Below are 25,041 nucleotides of genomic sequence, written 5' to 3'. Positions count from 1 at the left end.
TTGATCCATCTTCTTCGATAACTTAGTTGAAATGACAACTATACCAGAAGGATATATAGTCTTTAGAAAAGTAAATTCACACAAATAAAGTAAGGATACTTTATTTTGAAGTTCTGATGCAAACTGTCCAGGGCCTGTTTGTCTCACCAAACAAAACAGGCTCAAATAAATATGTATTCCCTTCCCACATTACTTCCACGGACTCACTCAAATCGTCTGGCATAATAGCATCTGGAATGAAACATGAACTCGGTTTGCCGGTAAATGTATTGTCGCTGGAGATCTTTACAATTTGTTTATTGTTGGCAATCAGCGCGATCGTGATACTATCATCCCGCCAGTTCACATTGTCTATCATTTCCATCACTCGGTCTATGGCAAAATCGACACCACATATAGCACGGAATTTATCCGCTATGATAACGGGTGCTACAGCAGAGATGATCCAAACGTCTTTACCTTGCACAGGATATAAATAAGGATCGATCACAGCCTCTCTGTTTGTCTTTTGCGGTATCATGAAATAATCACCGTCACCTTCACGTGTATAGTTCACCAAGGGCTCCAAATGGAATTCATTGCCCTGCATCGTCCAATACGGTATAAATCTTCCAGTATCATCATGTCCTGGCTTACATATATAGCGTTGGTCGTTGTGATCCAGTTGCTCAGCTTCCCATAGCGTATACGTTGCAAGGAATGTTGAATTATTTTTCAATATACTTTGAAGCATACGGTTGGCTTGCTCGCGTGCATCCGGAAAAAGTTCGGAGTCCTCTGCAAACACCGTAAACATCTGGGCGCATGTGCGTGATGCATTCAGCGCGGTATCTATACAAGCCTTAATCTGTCCGGAAAGCTGCGCTGCGTTGGCGCGAAGATTAGCCATACGGGTATTGAACAGAGATTTATCCTTCTCTAATAATTCTTCTTCCTTCGTTCTGGCCAGAGAGGAAGCCTGCTCCATCATTTGCTTGCTGAGCTCTAACTCGCTGTAGCTGCGCTGAAGTTCCTGAGATCGCCTTGCTTCTGCCTCTCGTGTCGCATGTAATTCTTCTATGGTCTGTCGCATGGCCTCTTCATTCAACCGGAGCTTTTCTTCCTTATGTTGTGTTTCTTTCAGAAGCTTATGTGTATGCGTATTGATACCCGCTGCCTTAATTAAAGAAGCCAGCTCTTCACTCACACGTTTAACAAATTCAATTTTATAGGCGGCAGGTTCGCTGAGCAGTGCTATCTCTAAAACGCCATACGGTTCACCATTCAAAATAAGAGGTGAAACAATTATAAATCCTGGCAAGGATTCACCAAGACCAGAAGTGATTTTAAGATAGTCATCCGGAACTTCTTTAAGCAAAATCAGTTCACGCTCCAAGAATGCTTGCCCGGCAAGCCCTTCTCCAATTCTAATAGAACCATTTATATACTTCTTCCTTTCGTATGCATATACCGATACCCGTTTCAAAGTATGATGATTTGTATCGTGATCATCAATGGCAAATAAAGTACCCTGGTTTGCAGAAAGATATTTTATTATATACCCGAGTGCGTCATCATATAGCACACTTACATTTTCCTGATACCGGGTAATATTTCCAAAGTCAATCATACCCTGTGCTGTCCACTTGCGCTCCGCTTCCTGAACGAAAGACTTCTTCAAGTTGTCGCGCATATTTTCCAATGCGTGGGCGATCGAACCTTTGCCATCAAACATCTTTGCACTAATCTCAAAATTATTACTTGCTACATTGCCTGCGAACTCCTTGAGATGATGCATTTGCTTTGCAAACAAACGTAGCGTGTTTAGCATCGCGGATAATTCATTTTTACCACGTGCTTCATCAACCACCGGCAGTTCTCCCTGCGATAGTTTTTCAAGTACATCTTTTGCCTGGTATATCTGAACGACAAGTGATCTGCTGACGGCACGAATAAAGATACTGATCACCAGTATCATTGTGATCGCTATAGTAGCAAGAATCCAAAAGGCGGTAGTGCGTTTGTGGCTATACTCGCTGATAATTTCTTTCTTATACGCCTGAGTTTTCGCCACAACATTTGCCGCATTTTCGCGAACCGGAGTGAACTGCTTATTCAGATCTATCAACAAAGCATCGCGCACCTTTACATAACGTAGGGAATCTTCCGGCATGACGGTTTGTATGTCGTGAAGATTTCTGTCTGTAAAATCAAGATATGCATCGAGGCTGGTACTAAATGCCTTATAGGACTGAACGATGTCGGGCGGAAGACCTTCGGTATTCACCTGCCCGCGTTCGAAGTTAAGCGCTTCTATCCGATCGTTTAACAATTCATTGGCATCATCGATGATTGCACGCTGACTTTTGCGATCAGCAACAAACATCTGCAAAAGCTCACCCCGCAACACGTTATTTTTAATCCGTAATAACCGGATTTCCAATTCAGCGATGGCCTCTGTCTTTGAAGATTGGTCTTTAAAGGAGTCCATCACTTTCCAAACTGATGCGCCTAATAATCCGATGCAAAAAATTACCGTCACAATAATCAGTCGGTGTTTTTCACTTATTGTGAGATTGTTAATGTACTTCATCATGGTGTTCTAACTTTCAATCAACCTTCCCTTATGTTCAGTTTCAAAGGATTTTATCAACTCAAGAATATACTAATGCCATATATATGGTGATACTTTAATGAAATACATACGCTATATTTAAGGTATTGCGATGTATATAGATTGCCTGGCAGGGAAAACAAAAATCATTGCAAGTAATATATTATTGTTATCATTTGAATGATAATAGCATGCAGACGGGGTAGTCATTTAAGTAGACTCTTAAAAACAAGCGCTGCACAGGTGGTGAAAAATTTTACAGTTGTGGATTCACAATGCCGTTATGAACGCGTCTCCATTGTGGTGATCGCTTGCTTACTCACAGTCTTTCGAATCACAAATTCCATCAAACTCGGTTAAAAACTGACATAAGAGCATCTAAGTAGACAATTAGGTAGACCATTAAATAAATATGAACTTACTTTGTACTCGTTCAGTATAACAGCTGTGTTAACTGTCCAATGAGGCAGCAGGCAGCGTTAAAATTCAATAGTCCAGATGAGAGTAGACTACGTGTTCAATAAAAGCAATATCACGATCTGTATAGTAGCGATTTGCCTTTTGGCAAATCACATTGCTACTGCACAAAAGCATCAAGCGGAAATTGACAGCCTTGAAAAGGTATTGACAACATTGCCCCAGGATACAAATCGTGTTAATACACTTATTAAGCTTTGCAGGGTATTGCAATCATCCAGTACCAAAAAGGTGCTGGAAGTTGCCAATGAAGCCGTTGTAGTAGCGCAGAACATTGATTTTGGAAAGGGCGAGGGTAAGGCATATGTATATATAGGCTACTACTACCATAGGCTCGGTAACTCTCCTCAGGCAATAGAATATCTGTTAAAAGCTCTTTCCATTTTTGAGAGGATTCATGACAACCAGCAGATTGCTGTTTGCAACAACAATGTTGGTATAATATACTTGTCACAGGATGACACAAAGGCGGCCTTAACACATTTCAAGAAAGCTCTAGCGGCTTGGAGCAATCAGGGTTATAAAAGTGGCGTGGCACGAGCGCTTAGTAATATTGCGGACGTGTATGAAATAGAAAAAAGGGATTCCTTAGCACTTGATTATTACAATCAGTCGCTAAAGCTAAACGAAGAAATCAAAGACAAGGCGGCAGTAAGTAATGACCTTACCTCCATCGGAGATATCTATTTTAGGAGTAAAGATTATGAACGAGCCCATTACTACCAACAAAAAGCCTTGCAACTTGCCATTGAAACCGAAAGCGTTTATTTACAACCTTCCATTTATATCTCCATCAGTAAACTTCGCCTGGTACAAAATAGACCGCAGGAGGCTATGATGGCGGCAGAGCTGGGATTAAAGGCAGCACGTGCTATAGATTTTAAACGCGATATAGCAGACAGTTATTACCAGCTGGCAAAAGCATATGAAGCGCTGAAAAATTATCCGATGGCATATACTTTCCAATCGCTATATGTCGTACTGAATGACAGCATAAAAAGCTCGGAAGGACGAAGTAACATTGAAAGAATAAAATCCAGTTTTGAGCTCAAGAAAAAAGAACTGGAGCTCAAAGCACTCGATCATGAACTGACCGCGAAGATATTAAGGCGAAACTCATTTATAGCGGCTTGCCTTGCGCTTCTCATCATCGGCGGATTCATATTTAAACGCCAGCGTGCGATCATGAAAAAGAAGCTGGATTCTAAAAGGCAATTGCTTGATTTCTATACGCAAAACCTACGCGAGAAATCGGAGATGATCGATAAGGTAAATCTTGAACTCGAAACACTTAAAACCAGATCCTTTGACGAAGATCCGGAGATCGACAAGTTCAATAAAATACTGCACTCCGCCATTCTTACCGATGACGATTGGGAAAATTTCAAGAAGGCCTTTGAAGAAGTATACCCGCGGTTCTTTGCGAAAATACGATATCATTACCCTGACATAACCGTCTCTGAACTCCGGCTCTCTGCTCTTATCAAGTTAAAGTTATCGCTCAAGGAATCAGCATCCATGCTGGGTATATCTCCGGAGAGTATCAAGAAATCACGCTATCGATTAAAGAAGAAATTTGATTTGCCCGAAAAAGAAACACTGGAAGATTTTATCAACAAAATAACATTTTTGAAGGCCGCGTCGTAGCCGTGCTATAGAGCTATTGTTTATATTATCTTCTTCAAGCGGGTTTCTGAAAGACTCTTGTACACTCATATTCTTGCTTTACATTCATGACGGACTGATTTAAATCAGTTGTCATGGTCAGAAAATTCAGAATCTTTTCAGAATCTTTTTCGGAATTTGCTTTTCTAATCAATTTCTATGCTTCGTATTTCACTGGCCGCTTTAGGAATTTACATATCCACCCTGGCCGGATTTTCACAATCCCTTCAAGATACCTCTGCCTATAAGAATAGAAAACTAAAGCTCGAAGAAGTAAATTTCGTATCGAGCTATTATAAGCAGGATGGGAATAACTCTGCTGTAACAGGTGGCATTGGCACCGAAAAACTTACCGACTTCGCAACAACCATTGACGTTAAATTCTCGCGTTATGATTCACGCAATCGGAAACACACCCTTACAGGAGAAGTTGGTATCGATGTATACTCTTCAGCATCATCGGACAAAATTGATCCAAATACAATCTCATCAGCATCCTCTGGTGACAAACGAATTTATCCATCACTCACGTATGCCATCACCAACGAAGACAAAGGATCTACCGTGAGTATTAATGGATCAATCTCCACTGAGTTTGATTACTTTTCGAAAGGACTTAGCCTGGGCTGGTCTAAATTATCAAAAGACAAAAACCGTGAGTTCAGCGTAAAAGGTCAAGTATTCCTTGATACATGGACTGTAATTTTACCCATTGAACTGCGAGCCAGCAGCAATAGAAAAGGAACTGAACCCCGGAATACCTACAGCGCAGCCTTTACGCTAAGCCAGGTGCTTACAAAACGATTGCAGATATTGTTGCTCGCAGATGTTGCTTACCAGGAAGGTCAGCTGGCTACACTCTATCATCGAACCTATTTCACAAACGGCTCGCATAAAATTGAAAACTTACCCGATACACGCCTCAAAGTTCCTATAGGCTTGCGACTAAATTATTTCCTGGGTGATCGATTTATTATTCGCACGTACTACCGATACTATAAAGATAATTGGGGACTGAGTGCTCACACTGTCGAGTTGGAGACGCCCATCAAGATTACACCATTCTTTTCCATAAGTCCGTTCTATAGATATTATAATCAACAAGGTGTTAAATACTTCGCAAGGTATGAACAACATGTCATGAGCGAAGAATTTTATACCAGTGACTATGATCTCTCAACACTTACGAGCAACATGATGGGTGCCGGGATTCGATATGCGCCACCAGGAGGCCTGATGAACATCTCAAAGTTTAACACACTTGAACTGCGCTATGGCCACTATAAACGATCTACAGGATTAACTGCCAACATCATTACACTTCTAGTAAAAATAAAATAAATAGTATATATGAAAACATTGCTTACCTGCATACTGCTGATCGGTGCATCAACGGAATGGCTTACAGATTTTGATACTGCCAAAAATATAGCTGTCCAGGAAAATAAATATATACTGCTTAATTTTTCCGGGTCGGATTGGTGCGCGCCCTGCATCAAAATGAAAAAAGAAGTATTTGAAAACGAGTCTTTTTTAACACTGGCTGAAAAACAACTGGTATTAGTCCGCGCCGATTTTCCACGTTCGAAAAAGAATCAGCTTTCGAAAGAGTTAACAAAACACAATGAAGCTCTTGCTGAAAAATACAACCCTTCCGGGAAATTTCCATTCACCGTATTAATGGACGCGCATGGTAAAGTGATCAAACAATGGGATGGGTATATATTTTCAAGTCAGGATAAATTTATAGACGATCTCACAAAGACTATATCTGCCAAGCAATGATTACCCTCAAGGATCAGATATATAGCCGGGATTTAAAGTTGATGGGCAACCTGTTTGGGTTTACTGTGGTTGCCGAGCATGAGGCATGGGCAAAAAGCTGTATTGATGATGCAATCCTTGAAATACAACGTATTGAAAAATTGCTTACAACCTATAGTGAAACAAGTCAGACACACTATATCAATATAAATGCCGGCATAAGACCTGTAGACGTAGATAGAGAAGTTTTCGATCTGATTGAACGTTCGCTCCGTATCTCGGCATTGACACAAGGTGCTTTTGATATTACCTACGGATCGATTGATAAAAGCCTCTGGAATTTTGATACGAGTATGACTTCCTTACCGGATGTTGCTACGGCAAAATCGATGGTGCGCCTTATCAATTTTCGGAATGTTATACTGGATAAAAAGAATCAAACCGTCTACCTGAAAGAAAAAGGGATGCGCATCGGCTTCGGAGGCATTGGAAAAGGATATGCTGCTGATAGAGCCAAAGAAGTGATGCGCAAATCTGGCGTGGCAAACGGCATCGTAAATGCCGCGGGTGATCTTACAGTTTGGGGCCGGCAACCCAGTGGAGAGGCGTGGACAATAGGTATAGCTGATCCCGACAAAAAAGATTCGCCCTTGGCTTCTATTCAGCTAACGGATACATCTGTGGCTACCTCCGGTAATTATGAAAAGTATATTATGATCGATGGCGTTAAATACTCGCATACCATCGATCCGAAAAGTGGATACCCGGTACGTGGTATCAAGAGCGTAACGATCATCTGCGCCAGTGGAGAAATTGCAGATGCGATGGCCACACCCGTCATGGTAATGGGTATAAAGCCAGGGCTCACCTTAATCAATCAACTAAAAGATATAGCGTGTATCATCATCGACGACAACAATACAGTATATACTTCCAAAAATATCAATCTTACGTAATCATTATGAAGAACAGTAAAATTGTCACAGCACTCTGCTTCGGGATCGTAATTATTTCATTCACGCGATGCGCGTCTGTAAAAGAATATCAAAAAATGCATCTGAACGATTCAGAGATGGAACTTGCCGCGCGCAAAACCCAGAAGTTTGAAACCAGCTTCCAGCTATATAGGGAGGGTGCTTCAGGTGCCAATGGAGGAAAGAACGGTGGCGGCTGCGGATGTAACTAAAGCATTTTTACGGATCCGTGATGAAATATTGATCTTATAAGCAACCCTATATATAGCTTGGGTATAAGCTAGAAGAATAAGGTATATACGGACAAAACACTACCGATAGTTGTACATTTTAGCCACTATCATTTGCGCTACTCATGCTTCAATATTTTAACAGGATTGACGTTTGCAGCTTTAAACGTTTGAAAACCTATTGTTATAAATCCAATCCCCATGAAAAGCAAAACAGGGCAAACAAAAATCCACGCGGTTAAGTCCATATGAAACGCAAAGTGTTGTAACCACTGCGTGATTCCAAGGTATGCTAAAGGTACAGCGAGACAGGATGCCAGTATAATTAACCATACAAATTCCGTTGTCAATATAGTTATCAAATTAACAACAGAAGCTCCCAATATTTTTCGAATTCCCATTTCCTTCATCCGCTGTCGCACCATAAAAAACGATAGGCCAAATAAGCCCAGACCGGATATTATTATCGCTATACCGCAGAATAGTTGAAAGATATTCGCAATCTGTGCATCATCAGCATATTGCGTTGCATAGTGATCCTCCAAGAAGAAATAATCGAAAGGATCGTCTGGGAAAAATGACCTCCATTCCTTTTGAATAACAGCTATTGATGCTTTCAGGTTATTTGTATTAACCGCTTCACCAAACTTTAATGACAGGCGTGGACCGCTATTCGCAGTAAAAAGAATTGGCTGTAAAGCAATTTCCAAAGACTGTTGATGGAAATCATCTATAACTCCCACCACTTTACACTTATCATCGCCCCAGTATATTTCCAGCCCTATGGCTTCCTCCGGTGTCGCAATACCCAATAATTGTATTGCAGCTTTGTTCAAGATAACCGACTCAGTCTTATCGCCAAATTTTTTCAACGGAAAATCCGAAACTGTGAAATCTCTTCCTGATAACAACTTGAGCTTATAAGTAGAGATAAAATCGTTATCGACTACATTAATAACAAAACTAGTTTGTGCCCTGGAATTCCTATCGATGCGAACATTTCCAGTCCACTCAATTTTATCGCCCGGTATAGCACTCGAAGTGGTTACACCACTAATGACAGATTTAGTCGCAAGGCTTGATTTAAAATTTCTAAGACGATCAGCAAACGAAGAGTCGATCAGGGAAGGTGCCTTAACGATAACAGTCCGCGCTATATCTATACCCAAATCCTGCCGTTGCATAAATTCAAACTGTTGCTTAAAGGTTAACACAGCAATCGTCAGCCCTATAGCACATGTGAACTGAAATACAACCAACGTCTTTCGCAACGTAAGTCCCGTGTTGTTCTTACCATTAAATTTACCTTTTAATACTAAAACAGGATTATACGAAGATATAATTCGGGCTGGATAAAAACCGGCAGCAAAAACACCGAAGCAAAATACTATTAAAGTTAAGAGCGCTATATCATATATACCTGCAGAAATGAACCGATCGTACGAAACAGTGAAGCCGGCTAGCGTATAGAAGAATGACGACAGAAAAAACACAGCAAGAAACGCCAACGTGGCGCTGAGCAAATTGATAATCACTGACTCCGCAAGAAATTGATTTACAAGCTGGCCTCGCGTTGCCCCTGAAACTTTGCGAATCCCCACTTCTTTTGCACGTGCTATGGACTGTGCGGTAGCAAGGTTGATATAGTTGATCCATGCAATGAGTAGAATTGAGAAAGCAACAAGTATCAAAAAATAAATAGACTTTGCATTACCGCCCGGCTTCATTTCATCCTGAAGCGATGAGTATAGATGTATTTCTGTGATTGGCTGTAAAGAAAACTTTATAAATGTTTTATTATCCGATGGAAGATACTTCGAAACCAACGCATTAAAACGGTCTGTAAAATCCTCCATGTTGACAGAGGGGGAGATTTGTATATAGGTATACGCGTCAAAGTTATCAACGTAAGGATTATGTTCAAGGGAATTAATAGAAAGGAATATATCGGCTTCAATGTGTGAGTCCGCAGGTATATCTTCAATAACCCCAGTCACTGTATAATCGCTTTCTTCAAAACTTCCTTTTAAATGTAGTGTCTTTCCTATTGGATATTCATTACCAAAATATCGCCTGGCAACCGATTCAGACAGCACCGCGGTATATGGCTTTGCAAGGGCCTGGGCATTACCATACCGTAACGGAAGCGAAAATATAGAAAGTACGGATGCATCGGTATAGTATAGATTGTGTTCGTTGAAAATTACAGCTTTCGATCCCTCATCATATTTCAGGGTGCAATCAAACCAAGAACGTGTGGAGATCAATCTGACCGAGTTAACTATCTCGGGGAATCTTCCATCCATTGTTTGCTTCAACGAATAAGATGACAATGCACTGTTCGATACAATTTGCCTATCTGAATATGTAATTGCATTGACCCTGTATATACAATTAGCACGACTATGAAAGCGGTCAAAGCGTAGTTCGAAAATTGCATACTGAGTAATAAGCAGGAATACGGTAACGCTAAGTGACAAGCCGAAAATGCTAATAAAAGAAAACGTCTTATTCGCCATAATATGGCGCCAGGCTATACGAAAGTAATTTCCGACCATATAACTTCAGGTTAGGGAATGACAAATAACTACTCAATTTAACGAAGCATGAGCGAAGTTCAGTGTCTACTTAATCTAAAAGATACTATAATTTCTGTCGTAATCAGCCTTACACTTTGACGTGTTCACACGCCATACCGGCACAATTTTTACCATACCTTTGAATAAGGACATAATAAAAAAGCTATGCGAAAAGTAATCCTTCAAATGATGGTAACATTGGATGGTTTCTTCGAGGGTACCAACAAGGAAATTGACTGGCACGTTGTAGACGATGAATTTAATTCATATTGCACTGACTTTTTAAGCGCTGTAGATATGATCCTATTTGGAAGGGTCACGTATCAAGTCATGGAAAGCTACTGGCCTACTCAAGCAGCTATAACAGATAGCCCATCCGTTGCTGAAAGAATGAACTCATTAGCAAAATTTGTTTTTTCACGCACGCTGAATAACGCCACCTGGAATAATACAACACTTGTAAAAGAGAATGCAGTGGAAGAGATATCGCGGCTAAAGCGTACTGCAGGTAAAGACATCGCTGTTATTGGAAGCGCCAATCTATCACGAACACTTAAGGATCATGGCTTAATAGACGAATATCATATCATTGTTAATCCTATAGTATTAGGCCATGGTAGGTCCATGTTTTATTCTGAAAATACATCAAACATAGAAAGGCTACATCTCAAGCTTCTAAAAACAAAAACATTCAAGTCGGGCAACGTACTTCTATGCTATCGTGGCGCGTGATCGAAAAACCACAAATATATAGTTAGTTGCTCTTATACTATTCCAATGCCAGTTCAGTTCTGCAGTTATAGTATTATGGCAAGAAAAAGAGACGCCTTTGTATTGGTTATACAAAGGCGTTTAATAGTGGTGACTATTTAAATACAACTTGAGGTTAACGGCTGATCACGTTGACAACTAAAAACACATTACGCGAGAACGGCCTCTTTGTTGTACTTATTCCTATACTCAAGGGGTGATAGACCGGTGGCTCTTTTAAAGATCGTTCGGAAGGCCTTGGTGTCGGAATACCCTACATCGCCCATGATCTCCATGATATTCTTTCGGCTTGTCTCAAAGCTCTTTTTCGCGGCTTCAATTTTAACGCGCTGAATATATTCCGATACTGTATTACACGTAGCTTTTTTAAACCTGCGCTCAAGGCTTCGTCTGCCTACCGCAAACATATCAGACAATTGGTCGACTGTTATTTTCTCCTGAAAATTTTGCTCAATGAATTCCTGCGCTTTTTTTACGGATTCATCCTGATGATCTTTCTGTCCATTGAACATAATGAATGCCGACTGGGTAGTCCGGTCAATCTCAATGGCAAAATATTTTGCTGCAAGAATAGCGACTTCACGATCAGTATATTTCTCTAACAAATATAGCAGGAGGTTCCAGAATGAATTCGCGCCACCACTGGAATATATTCCTTGTTCATCTGTAATAATCTTATCTGACACTAACTCTACATCCGGAAACATTTTTCTGAAGTCATTGGCGGATAGCCAGTGCGTGGCAACTTTTTTCCCTTCAAGTAATCCGGTCGCTGCCAACAGGAACGCTCCAACGCAAAGACTCGCAATCTCCGCTCCTTTTTTATATTGCTTTACAATCCATGGAAAAAATTCAGCGTTGCTTGTTATGACATTATTCATGTCTCCATTTACGGCGGGTATAATGATCAGATCGGTTTTTTCAAGTTCGGCAACAACCACATCAGGCGACACTTTAAATAAACGGTCATATACCTGTGCATCATTGTCGATACCCACCAATTGCACTTTGAATAATGGTGACCGCCCCATGCTCGTTAAAAAATCATTTGCCTTTGTAAAACAAGTGAATGCACCTTCAATACAACTTAAGGCAGCAGCACCTCTTGGAACGAGAATAGAAATGTGTTTCATCTGTTAAGCATTATACGTGTTAAGACTCTGATTCTGGAAATTCATCCTCCCAAAACTAGCAGAAGATAATGTCGGAGTCAACCCTTTAGATTGCCGTATTTACACCCCGTTTACTTTTATTATGGTCGCTACATTTGTACATGCAATAGGCTGAGGGGACGGGATAGAATTAGTTGGTTCACGAAATATTAAAAGTTATGAATCGAACAACACAACTCAAACTACACCAACTTGGCGCAATCATCTGCGCATGGATGATCGTTGGTTTTATTATATCTATATATGATCATCTTGTATTGTTGACGAACAATTCCCAAGGGCCCTCACCGGAGTATTCATTTGGGTTGTCGCTGATGTTTAACCTCGGCTCAGCACTGGTTGGAGGTTTACTGGGAGGAAGCCTCCTGGTATTCTTTGTGAATGTAAAATATCAGGATAAGTCGTATGGCCATACCGTTGCTGCGGTGAGTATATCTTTTTTCGCCATTATACTACTTATAATTTTACTGCTGGGCCTGGTGTCCGTTCCCCTCCGCACAGGTAAACCTTTTATGGATCCTGTCTCTCAGGAGGCCTTTAAAAACTTTTTGATGGATAGCTCACGAGCCAAAAATATACTTGTGTGGTCAATCGTAGTTGCAATTACTCAGTTGCTACTCCAGATCAGCAGTAAATTCGGACAAGGTGTTTTTGGAAATATTATCAGAGGAAAATATAATACGCCTAAAGAAGAGAATCGTATTTTCATGTTTCTGGACCTGAACTCATCTACCACCATAGCCGAGAAACTGGGCGATGAAAAATACCACGAGCTTCTGAAAGATTTCTTCGCAGACATTACGAATCCCATCATTGCCAACAAAGGGGAAATCCATCAATATGTAGGGGACGAAGTTATCATTGCGTGGAAACATAAAGACGGAATTGAGAAAAGTCAATGTGTACAATGCTTCTATGACATTAAACTGCACATTGAAAAGAACAAAGAAAAATATATACAACGCTACGGGCTAGTACCATCTTTTAAAGCTGGTATACACTGTGGAAAAGTAGTTGCCGGAGAAGTTGGAATTATTAAACGTGACATCACCTATTCTGGCGATGTGTTGAATACTACTTCCCGGATTCTCAGCATGTGCAAAGAATTCAACGCAGAAGTAATTGCATCTGCAGATTTAGTAGCAAGTCTTCAATTGGCGAATAACTTTTTGACCCAACCATTGGGAGCCATTAAACTAAGAGGAAAAGAGAAAGAAGTATCGTTAACCTCTTTCAAACCTCTGGCATTCGCCAGCTGAATTATACCATTGATCAAGTATATCTATATATCAACCTCAAACAAAACAGAACATGGCAACCATTAATCCCTATCTAAATTTCAACGGCACTACAGAGGAAGCTTTTAACTTTTACAGATCTGTTTTTGGTGGAGAGTTCGCAGCGGTGCAGCGATTCAAAGACGTTCCCGAAACAGCGAATGTTCCTCCTGAAGACCAGGATAAAATCATGCACATCGCTTTACCTATAGGACGTGAAAATAGAATTATGGGTACTGATGCACTCGAATCTGCAGGACATACTTTATCTCCTGGCAATAACTTCTCCATCGCCATCGGTGCAGATAGTGAAGAAGAGGCATCCCGAATATTCAATGGACTCTCGCAAGGCGGACAAGTAACAATGCCACTGGAAAAGACTTTCTGGAATGCATACTTCGGTATGTTAACGGACAAGTTCGGAGTGCAATGGATGGTAAATTATGATTACGCACCGCATAAATAAGTCGAAGCTTCTATACTAAAAAAATATAAAGGAATGAACACCGCATTAACAATCGTCCTGGTAATTGCTGCCATTATTGCAATTCCGTTAATCCTGACATTATTCATTAAGAAAGAATATACCATTGAACGTACAGTAACCATCCATAAAACAAGTGAAGAGGTTTTCAACTATATAAAGCTCTTAAAGAATCAGGACTACTATAGCAAATGGGTAATGGCAGATCTCAATGCCCGCAAGTCCTATACCGGTACAGATGGAATTGTGGGCTTTATATCAGCCTGGGATAGTGATAATAAGAAAGTCGGCAAAGGTGAGCAGGAAATAAAAGCAATTATACCAGGCAAGAGACTCGACTTGCAACTTCGATTTGTTAAACCGTTTCAAGGAGTTGCAGATGCATATATAGCAACACAATCAATTGCATTAACGCAAACAAATGTGACCTGGGGATTTAAAAGCGCAATGCCCTATCCTATGAACTTTATGCGCTTATTTATGAATATAGAAAAAATGCTTGGACAGGATTTGGAAGAGAGCCTTATAACACTAAAACAGGTTATTGAAAAGCAATCTACCAATCATTCCGTTACTGTATAGTAGTGAATAGTTCAGAAAAAATAGTGAGCATATGTATATGGTAGAAGTGTTTAAAACCAACGTTGAGGAACAGCATCACGCGAGCATGCTGATTGCTCAGATTCATAAAACCTTTACAGACTACATTGCTAATTTTGATCTGGAGGATTGTGATAGAATTCTACGTATAAAATCTTCGACAGGATCGGTTCAGTGTTTTCCACTAATCGACCTCTTACATGATTTTGGATTTACAGCGGAAGTGTTATCAGATGATATAGCCGTCCTTCCTATTCATCACATAATAACCATGCATTAAAATATAATAAGCAGAGGACCTTAACATGGTCCTCTGCTTTATCTCAATATACTTTACACAGGATACTGGAATATATTTTAAACAAGTAACGTATATATAGCCTAAGGCCGCAATGAAGCAATTGGTGTCAGCACAACTTTTTTAAATTCAACTTCAGACCCTTCAGCTTGCAAAGCTATCTGGCCTTTTTGTGCCGTGCTCTTTGTACCATAGTTTACAAGGTCACCGTTTACCCACACCTTTACAGCATCTGCGACACATTCAATAATCATGGTATTCCATTCACCTAAAGGTTTTTCAGAGCCATCGGTGAGGTTTATAATTCTACGTTTCTTATCACCGTTCACTCCCCACTGTTCTTTCGGGCCACGTCTCTTTTCCATATCAGGAACGGTGATGTCCTCCTCTATACACCAGAAGTCACCGGCATTCTCATGCATCATTTGTACCTCAATTGATTTTGGGAACATACTATATAAAGCGCGTGGTGTGGAGACATGCACAAGCACTCCGCAGTTACCAGGCTTTCCGGCAAAGCGATATTGAACTTCAAGTCTATAGTTCTGATATACTGAATCCGTGATCAAGTGCCCACCGGGTGTGCCCAGGCTTACCAATAAACCATTGCGCACGATGAACGGACTTTTAACGGCAGCATTGTTGTCCATCTCGGGCACATCAGCATGCCAACCTGTGAGGTCTTTTCCGTTAAACAAGCTCTTTGCTTTGGTCTGTGCATTCGAAGTGAAGGAAAGCACCAGGCCTACCGTTGTAACCAGGGTTATGAGAATCTCTTTTTTCATAGGATTTATATACATGTAATCAATTATACAATGACAGGAAAGTTACAAATGAAACTTCATTCAAGACTCATTATATTCGTAGAATCTTTATCACTAATTAAAACCTCCACATGTTCAGGATCATTCTTATACCACTCGTTTTGTTTTTTGGTAACCTCACCGCATACGCACAGCCCACTGTGAGCTTTACGTTTGATGATGGAGTTACCGGAGACATGCCTGGATATTCGTTTGAACAATGGAATGACAAATTGTTGAAGCATCTCGATGATGCCAATCTGAAGGCAATCTTCTTTGTGACCGGTGCAAACAAAACCGATGAAAAGGGAAAGCTACTCTTACAGCGCTGGAACGATCGTGGGCATAAAATTGCCAATCATACTTATTCACATCCAAACTATAGCAGTAAGCATACCTCCTTCGAAAAATTCAGACGTGAGCTCCTGGTAACAGATTCAATTATCAATCCGTATACTAATTACCTGGCAATGTTTCGGTTTCCATATTTGAAAGAAGGTGATACAAAGCAAAAGATCGAGCTGTTCAGAACATTACTCAAAGAGCAACACTATAAAAACGGATATGTAACCATTGATGCATCGGACTGGTATATTGACAGCCGGTTAATAAAAAAACTGAAGACGAATCCGGCCGCTGACCTAGAGCCTTTCAAAAAATTCTATCTGAACCATATATATGAACGAGCGCTATATTATGAGCAACTTTCCTTTCAATTAACGGGTCGCCATATACATCATACATTGCTGCTGCATCACAACCTGACTTCTGCCTTGTTTCTGGGCGATCTGATTAAGATGTTTAAAGAAAAAGGATGGAATACAATTCACGCACACGAAGCCTATAAGGATAAAATATTTGACTCAAATCCTTCTACCGTTCCTGCCGGGGAAAGTCTTATCTGGGCATTGGCAAAGGAATCCGGTAAATATGAAAATATACTCCGATATCCGGCTGAGGACAGTCGGTATGAAGAGGAAAAAATGAACGCGTTGGGATTATAAAACTATAGCATGCAAAAATATAAAATCGGTATGTTGCTGTTTCCTGACCTTACGATTCAGGATTTTGTTGGCCCCTATGACGTCTTTATCAGGGCTACCTGCTTTGAAGTATATATTGTCGCTGAAACAACTTCGCTTTTGCATGCTGAAGGTGGTCTCACAGTAAAAGCTGATTACTCGTTCGAGGATTGTCCTCCGCTGGATATTTTATTTGTACCCGGTGGCAGAGGCATTACACCTTTACTCATTAACAAAGTATATCACACATTCCTGCAACAACAGGCTGTGCATGCAAAGTATATTACATCGGTGTGTACAGGATCGTTATTATTAGCAGCTGCTGGCTTGCTGCAAAACTTTAAAGCCACTACGCATTGGCGATCACTTGAGTTGCTATCAATGTTGGGTGTTGATGCAGTTGCAGAACGTGTTGTTGTTGATCGAAACAGAATTACAGGAGGTGGTATAACTGCAGGAATTGATTTTGCGCTAACATTAACAGCATTGATAGGAGGAGAAGAAATGGCCAAGACTATCCAGTTAATGTTGGAGTATAATCCTGCGCCACCTTTCGATTCCGGGTCACCCGGGAATGCAGAACCACACATTTTTCAAAAAGCGCAGGATGCATCACGACCACTTTTTGAATCCCGACTCAAGATCATTCAACAAATCATTCTTCTGAAATAATGGTATATTTAGTTTCCATCTATATATCTAATTACTATGCCCTATAATGAAAAACTGGCGGACCGGATCCGCGAAGTACTTACAGACCAGAAAAAGGTTGAGGAAAAGACAATGTTCAGAGGGATGTGCTTCATGGTAAATGGAAAAATGTGTATCTGCGTCAGCGGCGATGAAATCATGTGCCGCATCGATCCGGAAATCTACGAAGAAGCTATCGAACGCGATGGATGCCGTGCGATGGTTCGCAATGGCAAACCCATCAAGGGCTATATCTACGTTAATGAAGACAACGTCAAGACGAAGAAGAATCTTGATTACTGGATTAACCTCTGCCTGGTCTATAATAAAAAGGCAAAACCTGCCAAGAAACGAAAGCCGAAGTAAGCTATATTTATATACTTACCGCTAATCGCACAACTATACCAACACGATGCCGGCAGCAAATCTTCCTGTATCTCCCTTTCGTGCTGAAAAGAAATTATTGTTGTTCAATACGGTACACAAATTGGAAACTTCAATCTGCGTTTCAGGTACACCGAATTGCTGAAGCTGTATTTTGTTCGCTTTCCAAAGATCAAGCTTTGCCTTTTGGTTCGGCTGAGGAATTAAAAGACCACTGTCTTTTCCAAATGCGAGTATAACCTCCTCCACTACCTCCGTCCCTACTTCATACGACTCCTGACTAACAGAAGGACCAATGCCGGCAATAAGATCTTCTCCTTTTGTTCCGAATGTTGCATGCATCTGTTGCAATGTTTTATCAAGGATTCTTGCCACCGTTCCGCGCCAACCTGAATGTATAGCAGCTACAGCTTTATTTTTCTTGTCGTATAAAAGAATTGGAACACAATCCGCTGACATGACAGCAATGCAGATACCTTTTTCATTGGTGATCAGTGCGTCTGTTTCCATTAACTCATCTTTTGAGATTCCGGAGGAAACATGAACAATCCGCGTTTTATGTACTTGCGATGGAAAATATAGTTGCGTGTCTTCAATGCCCAACGCGCTCGCAAGAAGATGCCGGTTATCCCGGACAAATTCTCTATCCGGAGAACTTGACCAGCTTAATGTAAACTCTTTATCGTCACCATGCGAACTCCGATCTGTAACAAAATGCTTGATGGAAATTTCTTTACCAAACCCCTCAAATTGCCAAAGTGTTAGATCACCTATCTGTTGTTTAGTCATACTGCTGCTCGACCTTATATACGCTCAAATATATTCATAAAAATAATTACCCCATGTGGACTCGAAATACTGTAAAAACAAAGAGGCGTTGCTCTTTGTAGAACAACGCCTCTTTAAATTATTTTAAGGAATGATACTTATACATCCCAGCTACCTTCTTCCTCCAGGTTGCCTTCTGTATCATAGTACGCCCATGTTCCGCTACCGTCTGAATTCCACGACATCTCGAATTGTTTTACACTGTCAAAATAGTAAACAATATTACCAGCTTTTGTCTTTTCGTTAACAGCCAACTTGAAGTTGAAGTCACCGGAATGGTCAGTCACTGAAAAAGTAAAGATGTCACCACTTCTACCCCAGCTATAGGCCAGCCATACAACAGAAGTATCATCACCTTCTACACCGAAGATATCATATATATTCATGAAGCCTTCGCTGCGATCTTTCTTTTCTTCAGCATGGAAATACTTAAGCCATGCTGTCTCACCAGGAAGGATAATGAAGATTTCAAACACGTAACTTTCGGAAGCTTCACTGATCTGGTACCCTACACTATAACCAGAGTTTGCATCATGCCAGGTATATACTACTACATCGCCTGTGTTTTGTGCACGTCCGTTAGCAGCTGTAATTCTGTTGGATGATTTCACAGATCCCTCCGGAATTTTAAAGTACGAAAGATAGCCACTCATGGCATTTGCCATAGAGATGTAAGAAACTGCAGTTTGTGCATAACTATCTTCGGATGCCTGCATGGCAGAAGGTGCAACGATAACGCTATTGCTTTCTGTAAGACTTAGGGCTTGGTTCTCAAGACTCGAGCTGGCTTTTTCATCGTCATCAGAACACGAGAAAGCAAAAAGTGCTACTGCGAGCAAAAGGAATTTGGTCATTTTCATGCTAAAAATTGAGTTAAGATTAAGTTTTTATGATAGAGACAATATAATGAGGTAACAAAAACTTGATTGAATCTTCCGTTATACACAATTCAATAATCACAGACTCGGCCGTTAATAACAACGTTTATGCTAAAGTGACCCCTAATAGTGGTGGAAATATTCAGATTATCTTACATCCATTTTACGGCATACTATATTAGCTGTACCTCAACATGTTACAGGGCAAAATCATGTATTAGATACTTCGAATAATTCTATTCTTGAAAACACATCAATTAATTTTCAAAAAAAACTATATATATAGCTGATCAGATTTTAGGGAGCGTTGAATATTGCTTCAGTTTAGTATTGCTATAAGAATTTCATACCTACCTCAAACGACAATTGACTTGTTTGGACATGAAGCGTTTTTGAGATATCATTTAATACACCGTTATCATCACGGTCATTCATGTGTCGCAGCATCTGAATTAATCCCTTTGTAAAACTGACACTGGCAAATAGTGCTTTATTCTTTTTCAACGATTTCTCTGCCCCCACTCCCAAATAATAACCGAGGTTGAACGTGCGAAAAACTTTACCGTCATTATTGTACGAGGGAATCGTGGAGGTATTATAGAAATAATTATTTGCCCCGTAGCTTAACCCGGTGTCTTTAGCCTTTTCAGATACTTTAATATCGATGGTACCTCCTCCCTGAAAATAAAGCTTCGCCATTTTTTTAATCATAAATTTCGTATAGACTTTCCCCGTAACCGGAATCTGCAGATAGGCAACGTTGTAACGTGTCTTCGAATAATACTTACTATTGGGATCGCCTGGTCTGTTATACAGGCTTCCCATATATATGTTCACAGCCTTTACTGTATACCAGAGGCCGGAGGAGGCCGCTATGTTTTTCGAAAAGAAATAATCTACAGTCGGACCAAACGACATTCTGATTCCAACACCTTTTTGTTTTATTCCGGGATAAGCGCTTTTATACTGATGCACAAGGGTAAAAGAAAGATCCGGGGCAAACCGGAATCCGATTCTATAGTCTTGTGCATGAAGTTGGCCAGCGAATGCTATTAAAAGTACAACGAGTAGTTTTTTCATGGTTTTATTTTAGAATAAATATCACCATAATTCTTGTCTTTATACTCATGAAAGAATTTATATATACTATATTCATTGGCTTATATATAGCAAGCTGTGAAAACTAATTTACTAAACCGCCATCGAATAAATCTACTGTATCAAAAAGACATCGTTGACCAGCGTCTCAGGTCAATTTAGTATCCTGCCACAAATCACAAGCCCGTGTAAATCACCAAATTACTACTTAAAACCATCCCCCAGATTTTCCTACATTACGTTGGCGTCATTTTGCTGCTTAACGGTATAGATATAGCATTCACCTTGCAGTGTATCTTGTATACCGATAATTAATAGTCTTTTACTTTATTTAGAATACATTACGCGAAATGTGGTTCGAGTATCACCCTATTGAAGTGTCGTTAATCCACATAACTAAGCCTATTTCTAATGCTCTGAAATCCCTTTATGAAAAAGATTGCAATTTGCCTTTCCCTGTTTTTTCTGTATTCAGGTATAACTCTAGCACAATCATTTAAACATCCAGGCTTGTTGCATACCGAAGCAGACTTTCAACGAATGCGAACGAAAGTCAATGCAAAGCTTGAACCTTGGCTTTCGGGTTGGAACAGACTAACATCAAATCCGCATGCAGCACTTTACTGGGTTGCAAACCCGATGGATACAGTTTATCGTGGTTATGATGGTATTCATAAAGAGAACTATAATTTGCTATACAATGATATAGCAGCGGCATATGCCACAGCCATTCGATGGAAGGTTTCTGGCGATGTTGCTTACGCAGACAAATCTATTGAGATCATGAATGCATGGTCTGCTAAATTAAAAGCTTTAGCTGGCAACAATGACAATGTGCTGGCCGCAGGCTTATATGGATATGAATTCGCGAATGCTGCTGAAATTATGCGAAGCTATAGCGGTTGGAAGAGCGATGATCTCGCGCGGTTCAAAAATATGATGCTCACAATTTTCTATCCCATCAACCACAATTTCCTTACCCGAAGAGAGCGGTGTATAACACACTTCTATGCCAACTGGGATCAATGCACGATGATGTCTATACTTGCTATAGGTGTACTCTGCGACAAGCGTGAATACTATAATGAGGCGGTTGAATATTTTAAAAATGGTGCCGGCAACGGAGCGATCGCGAACGCGGTATACTATATTCATCCGAATGGTTTAGGACAATGGCAGGAAAGTGGCAGAGATCAGGGCCACTCTTCGCTTGGTATAGGGCTGATGGGAATCTTTTGTGAAATGGCCTGGAACCAGGGTGATGATCTTTACGGCTATGATGATAATCGTTTCTTAAAAGGTGCTGAATATGTGGCTAAATATAATTTAGGTGAATCTGTGCCATATGTTACCTATAACAATTGCCTTAACGTAAATCAAACGGAGATTAGTTCTGCAGGCAGAGGAAATACACGGCCAATCTGGGAGCTTGTATATAATCACTATGTACATCGTAAAGGATTGGAGGCTCCCTATAGCGCTCAGTTCGCCAGCAAGGTTCGTCCCGAAGGTGGTGGTGGAAATTACGGGCCAAGCAGTGGCGGGTATGATCAGCTTGGTTACGGAACATTACTCTACTCACTGGATCCTGTCGAAGCGGCGGCTGCGCGAAATGCGGATAGTGGTGCCGTTGTGTCACCTAATCCGGTGCAAAATCAATTTACTATAAAACTCAGCAATGGTTTCGAAAGTGGTACCCACATCGATTGCTATAATGACATCGGGCAACTCTTATTCTCGGATGATACTTCTGGCGGAACGTATAGCCATACCGTAAACACGCTGGCACCTGGCGTTTATTACCTGCGAATATCAAATGAAAAACGTGAGGTGGTGAAAAAAATACTAAAACAGTGATCGACAGAATAATTTAATATGATCTTAACATTCAAATTAGATTCTCGTAGTGTATAGAAAATAATTTATATATCGTAACTCATTTTAAGTAAAGAATATACTTCCGAAAAACTCACTTCAATCGAGGTGAGTTTTTTTATGAGCATACATTCGGGGTGTTCGAATGTTAGTTATGGGTCAGGATGTATAAGTTAATATTTGCGACATCTCTTCATCCATGAAAATGTTCGCTGGTGGACACCCGAAAACTCGCTCTCGTCAAAAAACGAAAGCCCCTCAGGAGCAGACGGAAAAACTGTTAAAAAAATATAACTTTGCACCCTTTACCTACTGAACCTTGATGAAAAAAGTCCTGATTGTATATTACACCCAGTCTGGTCAACAGTTGTCCATACTTCAATCTCTGGCAAAACCATTTGTCAGTGCGGGCCACATGGTCCACTTTGAAGAAATTCAGCCAGAAGAAAAATTTCCATTTCCCTGGAGTGCATTTCAGTTCTTCAATGCATTTCCCGAAACATTTTCACAAAAACCTTTAGCACTAAAACCTCTGTCAGGCAAGGCGCTCGATGGATATGATCTTGTCATCATTGGCTATCAGCCGTGGTTCCTGACACCATCACGTCCTGTGAGTTCTTTCCTTCAAAATGATGAAGCAAAAAAAATCCTGCAGAACAAGCCAGTCGTTACCATTTTAGGATGTCGTAACATGTGGCTTGGTGCACAGGAAAAAGTGAAGCAGCGTCTGCTGGATGCAAAAGCAAACCTAGTAGGACACATCGCACTTGCAGATCGCTCGGGTAATCTTACAAGTCTTATTACAATTTTACGCTGGATGTTTACTGGCGATCGTAAACCTTTCTGGTTTTTTCCGCAAGCAGGCGTGTCCAATCAGGATGTGGAACATGCTGAAGCATTCGGAAAACAGATCAATGAACATCTTACTGCAAATGATTTTACTACGCTTCAATCACAGCTTCTTCAGGAAGGTGCCATTGAAATAAAACCGAATCTTGTATTAATGGAGAGACGCGGACAAAAAGCTTTTTCCGTGTGGTCAAAATTTATAGCTTCAGGTGGTGCCCTGCATTCTACAGGCCGTAAAATCCGGGTCTATATATTCATGTACCTCTTACCGACAGCTATATTTTTTCTTTCTCCGTTGCTGTGGTTATTATCCAAAATTTTGCTCACTGTAAAGCGAAAAGAGTTGGTACTGGATGTAGAATATTTTAAGCAGAATTCATTACGCAAAAAATAATACACATCAGACTGCTTCTAAAAAACAAGTGAATCATACAACTGTACCAAAAGAAGTTTAATAGAATGTTATCAACGGTACGAGACGCGGTCTGAAGTTTTAAATTTTACAGAGAATGAAGTACTTTCGGGCTCAAATTCAAAAATAAAATCTGTATATATAAAACGCATACCATAGAGAATGAATAGGAGTGTTTACATTACAAAATTAGCAAGCTATTACCCGAACGAAGCGGTATCGAATGATGATATAGAAAAGATTCTCGGGTTGATCAATAACCAGCCATCGAAAGCGAGACCTTTGATCCTGCGTAATAACCAAATCAAAACCCGCTATTATTCTTTTGATAAGGAAGGAAAGACAACGCATACCAATACGAACCTGACGCGGTTAGCGATTGAAAAACTTCTTGATGAGAATTTCAAGCAAGCTGATATAGAACTTTTATCATGTGGTACAACTACCCCTGATCAATTGCTTCCACCACATGCGGCCATGGTACATGGAGAATTGGGAGGAAACCCTGTTGAGATCAACACCGCTTCGGGGTCGTGCAGCGCTGGTATACAAGCACTCAAGTTCGGATATCTTTCTGTACTCTCCGGTAACACCGAGAATGCTGTATGTACAGGATCTGAGCGCTTCTCAAAATGGATGCAGGCAAAATTCTTCAAAGAAGAGGCTGAGAAAGTAGCACAGTTGGAAGGCGATGGCATGATCGCATTTGAAAAAGATTTTCTGCGCTTCATGTTGTCTGATGGTGCTGCTGCGGCATTACTGAAAGACAAACCCAATGCTGACGGACTCTCTTTGAAGATCGAGTGGATCGAGCAACGTTCATACGCACATTTATTACCTGCCTGCATGTATGCAGGTGCTATAAAAGATGAGGCAGGAAACTTCATTGGCTGGAATGATCTTGAGCAAGATCAGTGGGCTGGCGAATCTGCCTTCGCACTTAAACAAGATACCAAATTACTGGGCGAGTTCATCGTTAAAAAAGGCGGTGAGTTTATGAAAGAACTGGTAGAAAAGAAGAAGTTTGATATCGATAAAATAACATACTTTCTTCCACATCTCTCATCACAGTATTTTGGATCTCGTATAGCCAAGGAGTTAGAACTTCTGGGTATGAATATACCTTCATCCAAATGGTTCACAAACCTCACGTGGGTCGGTAATGTGGGTGCAGCGTCTCCGTTGTTGATGCTTGAAGAATTATTCAATTCAGGCAGATTGAAGAAGGGTGATACGCTTTGGATGATGATTCCTGAAAGTGCACGTTTCAATTACGGCTACATCATGCTCACAGTAGTGTAAGCGTGTAACCGTTAAT

General features: G+C 40.5%; 22 protein-coding genes. 15 read left to right on the top strand and 7 right to left on the bottom strand.

Annotated features, from left to right (window positions below):
• Positions 1–100: 100 nt before the first annotated feature.
• Positions 101–2,575, bottom strand: coding sequence for a GAF domain-containing protein (locus tag B5Y40_RS17635; protein ID WP_079688095.1), 2,475 nt, complete (start codon positions 2,573–2,575; stop codon positions 101–103).
• A 516-nt stretch (positions 2,576–3,091) separates the two neighbouring features.
• On the opposite strand from B5Y40_RS17635, the gene B5Y40_RS17630 reads away from it, so the two are divergent.
• The 5 genes from B5Y40_RS17630 (at position 3,092) to B5Y40_RS17610 (ending at position 7,685) form a co-directional block, all read left to right on the top strand.
• Positions 3,092–4,717 carry a tetratricopeptide repeat protein gene (locus B5Y40_RS17630; RefSeq protein WP_079688094.1) on the top strand — a complete coding sequence of 542 codons (1,626 nt, stop codon included), beginning with the start codon at positions 3,092–3,094 and terminating at the stop codon, positions 4,715–4,717.
• Between the two features lie 177 nt (positions 4,718–4,894).
• Entirely contained in the window at positions 4,895–6,076 is a 1,182-nt protein-coding gene (locus tag B5Y40_RS17625) for a DUF3570 domain-containing protein (protein WP_079688093.1), read from the top strand.
• A 9-nt stretch (positions 6,077–6,085) separates the two neighbouring features.
• Entirely contained in the window at positions 6,086–6,520 is a 435-nt protein-coding gene (locus B5Y40_RS17620) for a thioredoxin family protein (protein WP_079688092.1), read from the top strand.
• Positions 6,517–7,455, top strand: coding sequence for an FAD:protein FMN transferase (locus B5Y40_RS17615; protein ID WP_079688091.1), 939 nt, complete (start codon positions 6,517–6,519; stop codon positions 7,453–7,455). Before B5Y40_RS17620 ends, B5Y40_RS17615 begins: the two co-directional genes overlap by 4 nt.
• A gap of 5 nt (positions 7,456–7,460) precedes the next feature.
• The gene (locus B5Y40_RS17610; RefSeq protein ID WP_079688090.1) at positions 7,461–7,685 is read left to right on the top strand and encodes a DUF4266 domain-containing protein; all 225 of its coding nucleotides are present in this window, start codon (positions 7,461–7,463) and stop codon (positions 7,683–7,685) included.
• A 137-nt stretch (positions 7,686–7,822) separates the two neighbouring features.
• Here the strand turns inward: B5Y40_RS17610 and B5Y40_RS17605 are convergent, their stop codons facing one another.
• The gene (locus B5Y40_RS17605; RefSeq protein WP_079688089.1) at positions 7,823–10,261 is read right to left on the bottom strand and encodes an ABC transporter permease; all 2,439 of its coding nucleotides are present in this window, start codon (positions 10,259–10,261) and stop codon (positions 7,823–7,825) included.
• A 186-nt stretch (positions 10,262–10,447) separates the two neighbouring features.
• Between B5Y40_RS17605 and B5Y40_RS17600 the strand changes: the two genes are divergently transcribed.
• Positions 10,448–11,014, top strand: coding sequence for a dihydrofolate reductase family protein (locus B5Y40_RS17600; protein WP_079688088.1), 567 nt, complete (start codon positions 10,448–10,450; stop codon positions 11,012–11,014).
• Between the two features lie 188 nt (positions 11,015–11,202).
• Here the strand turns inward: B5Y40_RS17600 and B5Y40_RS17595 are convergent, their stop codons facing one another.
• Positions 11,203–12,186, bottom strand: a complete 984-nt coding sequence (locus tag B5Y40_RS17595; RefSeq protein ID WP_079688087.1) for a GlxA family transcriptional regulator — start codon at positions 12,184–12,186, stop codon at positions 11,203–11,205.
• 197 nt (positions 12,187–12,383) lie between these two features.
• Between B5Y40_RS17595 and B5Y40_RS17590 the strand changes: the two genes are divergently transcribed.
• From B5Y40_RS17590 to B5Y40_RS17580, 3 genes are read left to right on the top strand one after another with little or no spacing between them, the layout of a single operon-like run.
• Positions 12,384–13,484 (top strand): adenylate/guanylate cyclase domain-containing protein, encoded by a 1,101-nt coding sequence (locus B5Y40_RS17590; protein ID WP_079688086.1) that lies wholly within the window; start codon positions 12,384–12,386, stop codon positions 13,482–13,484.
• A gap of 52 nt (positions 13,485–13,536) precedes the next feature.
• Positions 13,537–13,968, top strand: a complete 432-nt coding sequence (locus tag B5Y40_RS17585) for a VOC family protein (protein WP_079688085.1) — start codon at positions 13,537–13,539, stop codon at positions 13,966–13,968.
• A 33-nt stretch (positions 13,969–14,001) separates the two neighbouring features.
• A complete protein-coding gene (locus tag B5Y40_RS17580; RefSeq protein ID WP_079688084.1) occupies positions 14,002–14,568 on the top strand; it encodes an SRPBCC family protein in 567 nt (188 codons plus the stop codon).
• 399 nt (positions 14,569–14,967) lie between these two features.
• On the opposite strand, the gene B5Y40_RS17570 is transcribed toward B5Y40_RS17580, so the two are convergent.
• A complete protein-coding gene (locus B5Y40_RS17570) occupies positions 14,968–15,669 on the bottom strand; it encodes a 3-keto-disaccharide hydrolase (RefSeq protein ID WP_079688484.1) in 702 nt (233 codons plus the stop codon).
• A 110-nt stretch (positions 15,670–15,779) separates the two neighbouring features.
• On the opposite strand from B5Y40_RS17570, the gene B5Y40_RS17565 reads away from it, so the two are divergent.
• The 3 genes from B5Y40_RS17565 to B5Y40_RS17555 are packed head-to-tail and all read left to right on the top strand — an operon-like array spanning position 15,780 to position 17,765.
• Positions 15,780–16,691: a polysaccharide deacetylase family protein gene (locus tag B5Y40_RS17565; RefSeq protein ID WP_079688082.1), complete on the top strand. Its 912-nt coding sequence runs from the start codon at positions 15,780–15,782 to the stop codon at positions 16,689–16,691.
• A gap of 9 nt (positions 16,692–16,700) precedes the next feature.
• On the top strand, positions 16,701–17,381 hold the full coding sequence (locus B5Y40_RS17560) for a DJ-1/PfpI family protein (RefSeq protein WP_079688081.1): 681 nt from the start codon (positions 16,701–16,703) through the stop codon (positions 17,379–17,381).
• A gap of 36 nt (positions 17,382–17,417) precedes the next feature.
• On the top strand, positions 17,418–17,765 hold the full coding sequence (locus tag B5Y40_RS17555; protein ID WP_079688080.1) for a TfoX/Sxy family protein: 348 nt from the start codon (positions 17,418–17,420) through the stop codon (positions 17,763–17,765).
• Positions 17,766–17,798: 33 nt separating this feature from the next.
• On the opposite strand, the gene pgeF is transcribed toward B5Y40_RS17555, so the two are convergent.
• The 3 genes from pgeF to B5Y40_RS17540 all read right to left on the bottom strand — a co-directional run bounded on the left by pgeF (position 17,799) and on the right by B5Y40_RS17540 (position 20,569).
• Positions 17,799–18,572, bottom strand: coding sequence for a peptidoglycan editing factor PgeF (pgeF, locus tag B5Y40_RS17550; RefSeq protein ID WP_079688079.1), 774 nt, complete (start codon positions 18,570–18,572; stop codon positions 17,799–17,801).
• Between the two features lie 137 nt (positions 18,573–18,709).
• Entirely contained in the window at positions 18,710–19,471 is a 762-nt protein-coding gene (locus tag B5Y40_RS17545; RefSeq protein WP_079688078.1) for a hypothetical protein, read from the bottom strand.
• Positions 19,472–19,822: 351 nt separating this feature from the next.
• The gene (locus tag B5Y40_RS17540; protein WP_079688077.1) at positions 19,823–20,569 is read right to left on the bottom strand and encodes a porin family protein; all 747 of its coding nucleotides are present in this window, start codon (positions 20,567–20,569) and stop codon (positions 19,823–19,825) included.
• 447 nt (positions 20,570–21,016) lie between these two features.
• On the opposite strand from B5Y40_RS17540, the gene B5Y40_RS17535 reads away from it, so the two are divergent.
• The 3 genes from B5Y40_RS17535 to B5Y40_RS17525 all read left to right on the top strand — a co-directional run bounded on the left by B5Y40_RS17535 (position 21,017) and on the right by B5Y40_RS17525 (position 25,025).
• Positions 21,017–22,444: an alginate lyase family protein gene (locus B5Y40_RS17535; RefSeq protein WP_079688076.1), complete on the top strand. Its 1,428-nt coding sequence runs from the start codon at positions 21,017–21,019 to the stop codon at positions 22,442–22,444.
• Between the two features lie 340 nt (positions 22,445–22,784).
• Entirely contained in the window at positions 22,785–23,705 is a 921-nt protein-coding gene (locus B5Y40_RS17530; protein WP_079688075.1) for a hypothetical protein, read from the top strand.
• Positions 23,706–23,885: 180 nt separating this feature from the next.
• A complete protein-coding gene (locus tag B5Y40_RS17525; protein ID WP_079688074.1) occupies positions 23,886–25,025 on the top strand; it encodes a dialkylresorcinol biosynthesis protein DarB in 1,140 nt (379 codons plus the stop codon).
• Positions 25,026–25,041: the final 16 nt, after the last annotated feature.

Source organism: Ohtaekwangia koreensis (assembly GCF_900167975.1).
Taxonomy (GTDB): domain Bacteria; phylum Bacteroidota; class Bacteroidia; order Cytophagales; family Cyclobacteriaceae; genus Ohtaekwangia; species Ohtaekwangia koreensis.
This window is presented reverse-complemented; position numbering and strand designations above follow the sequence as displayed.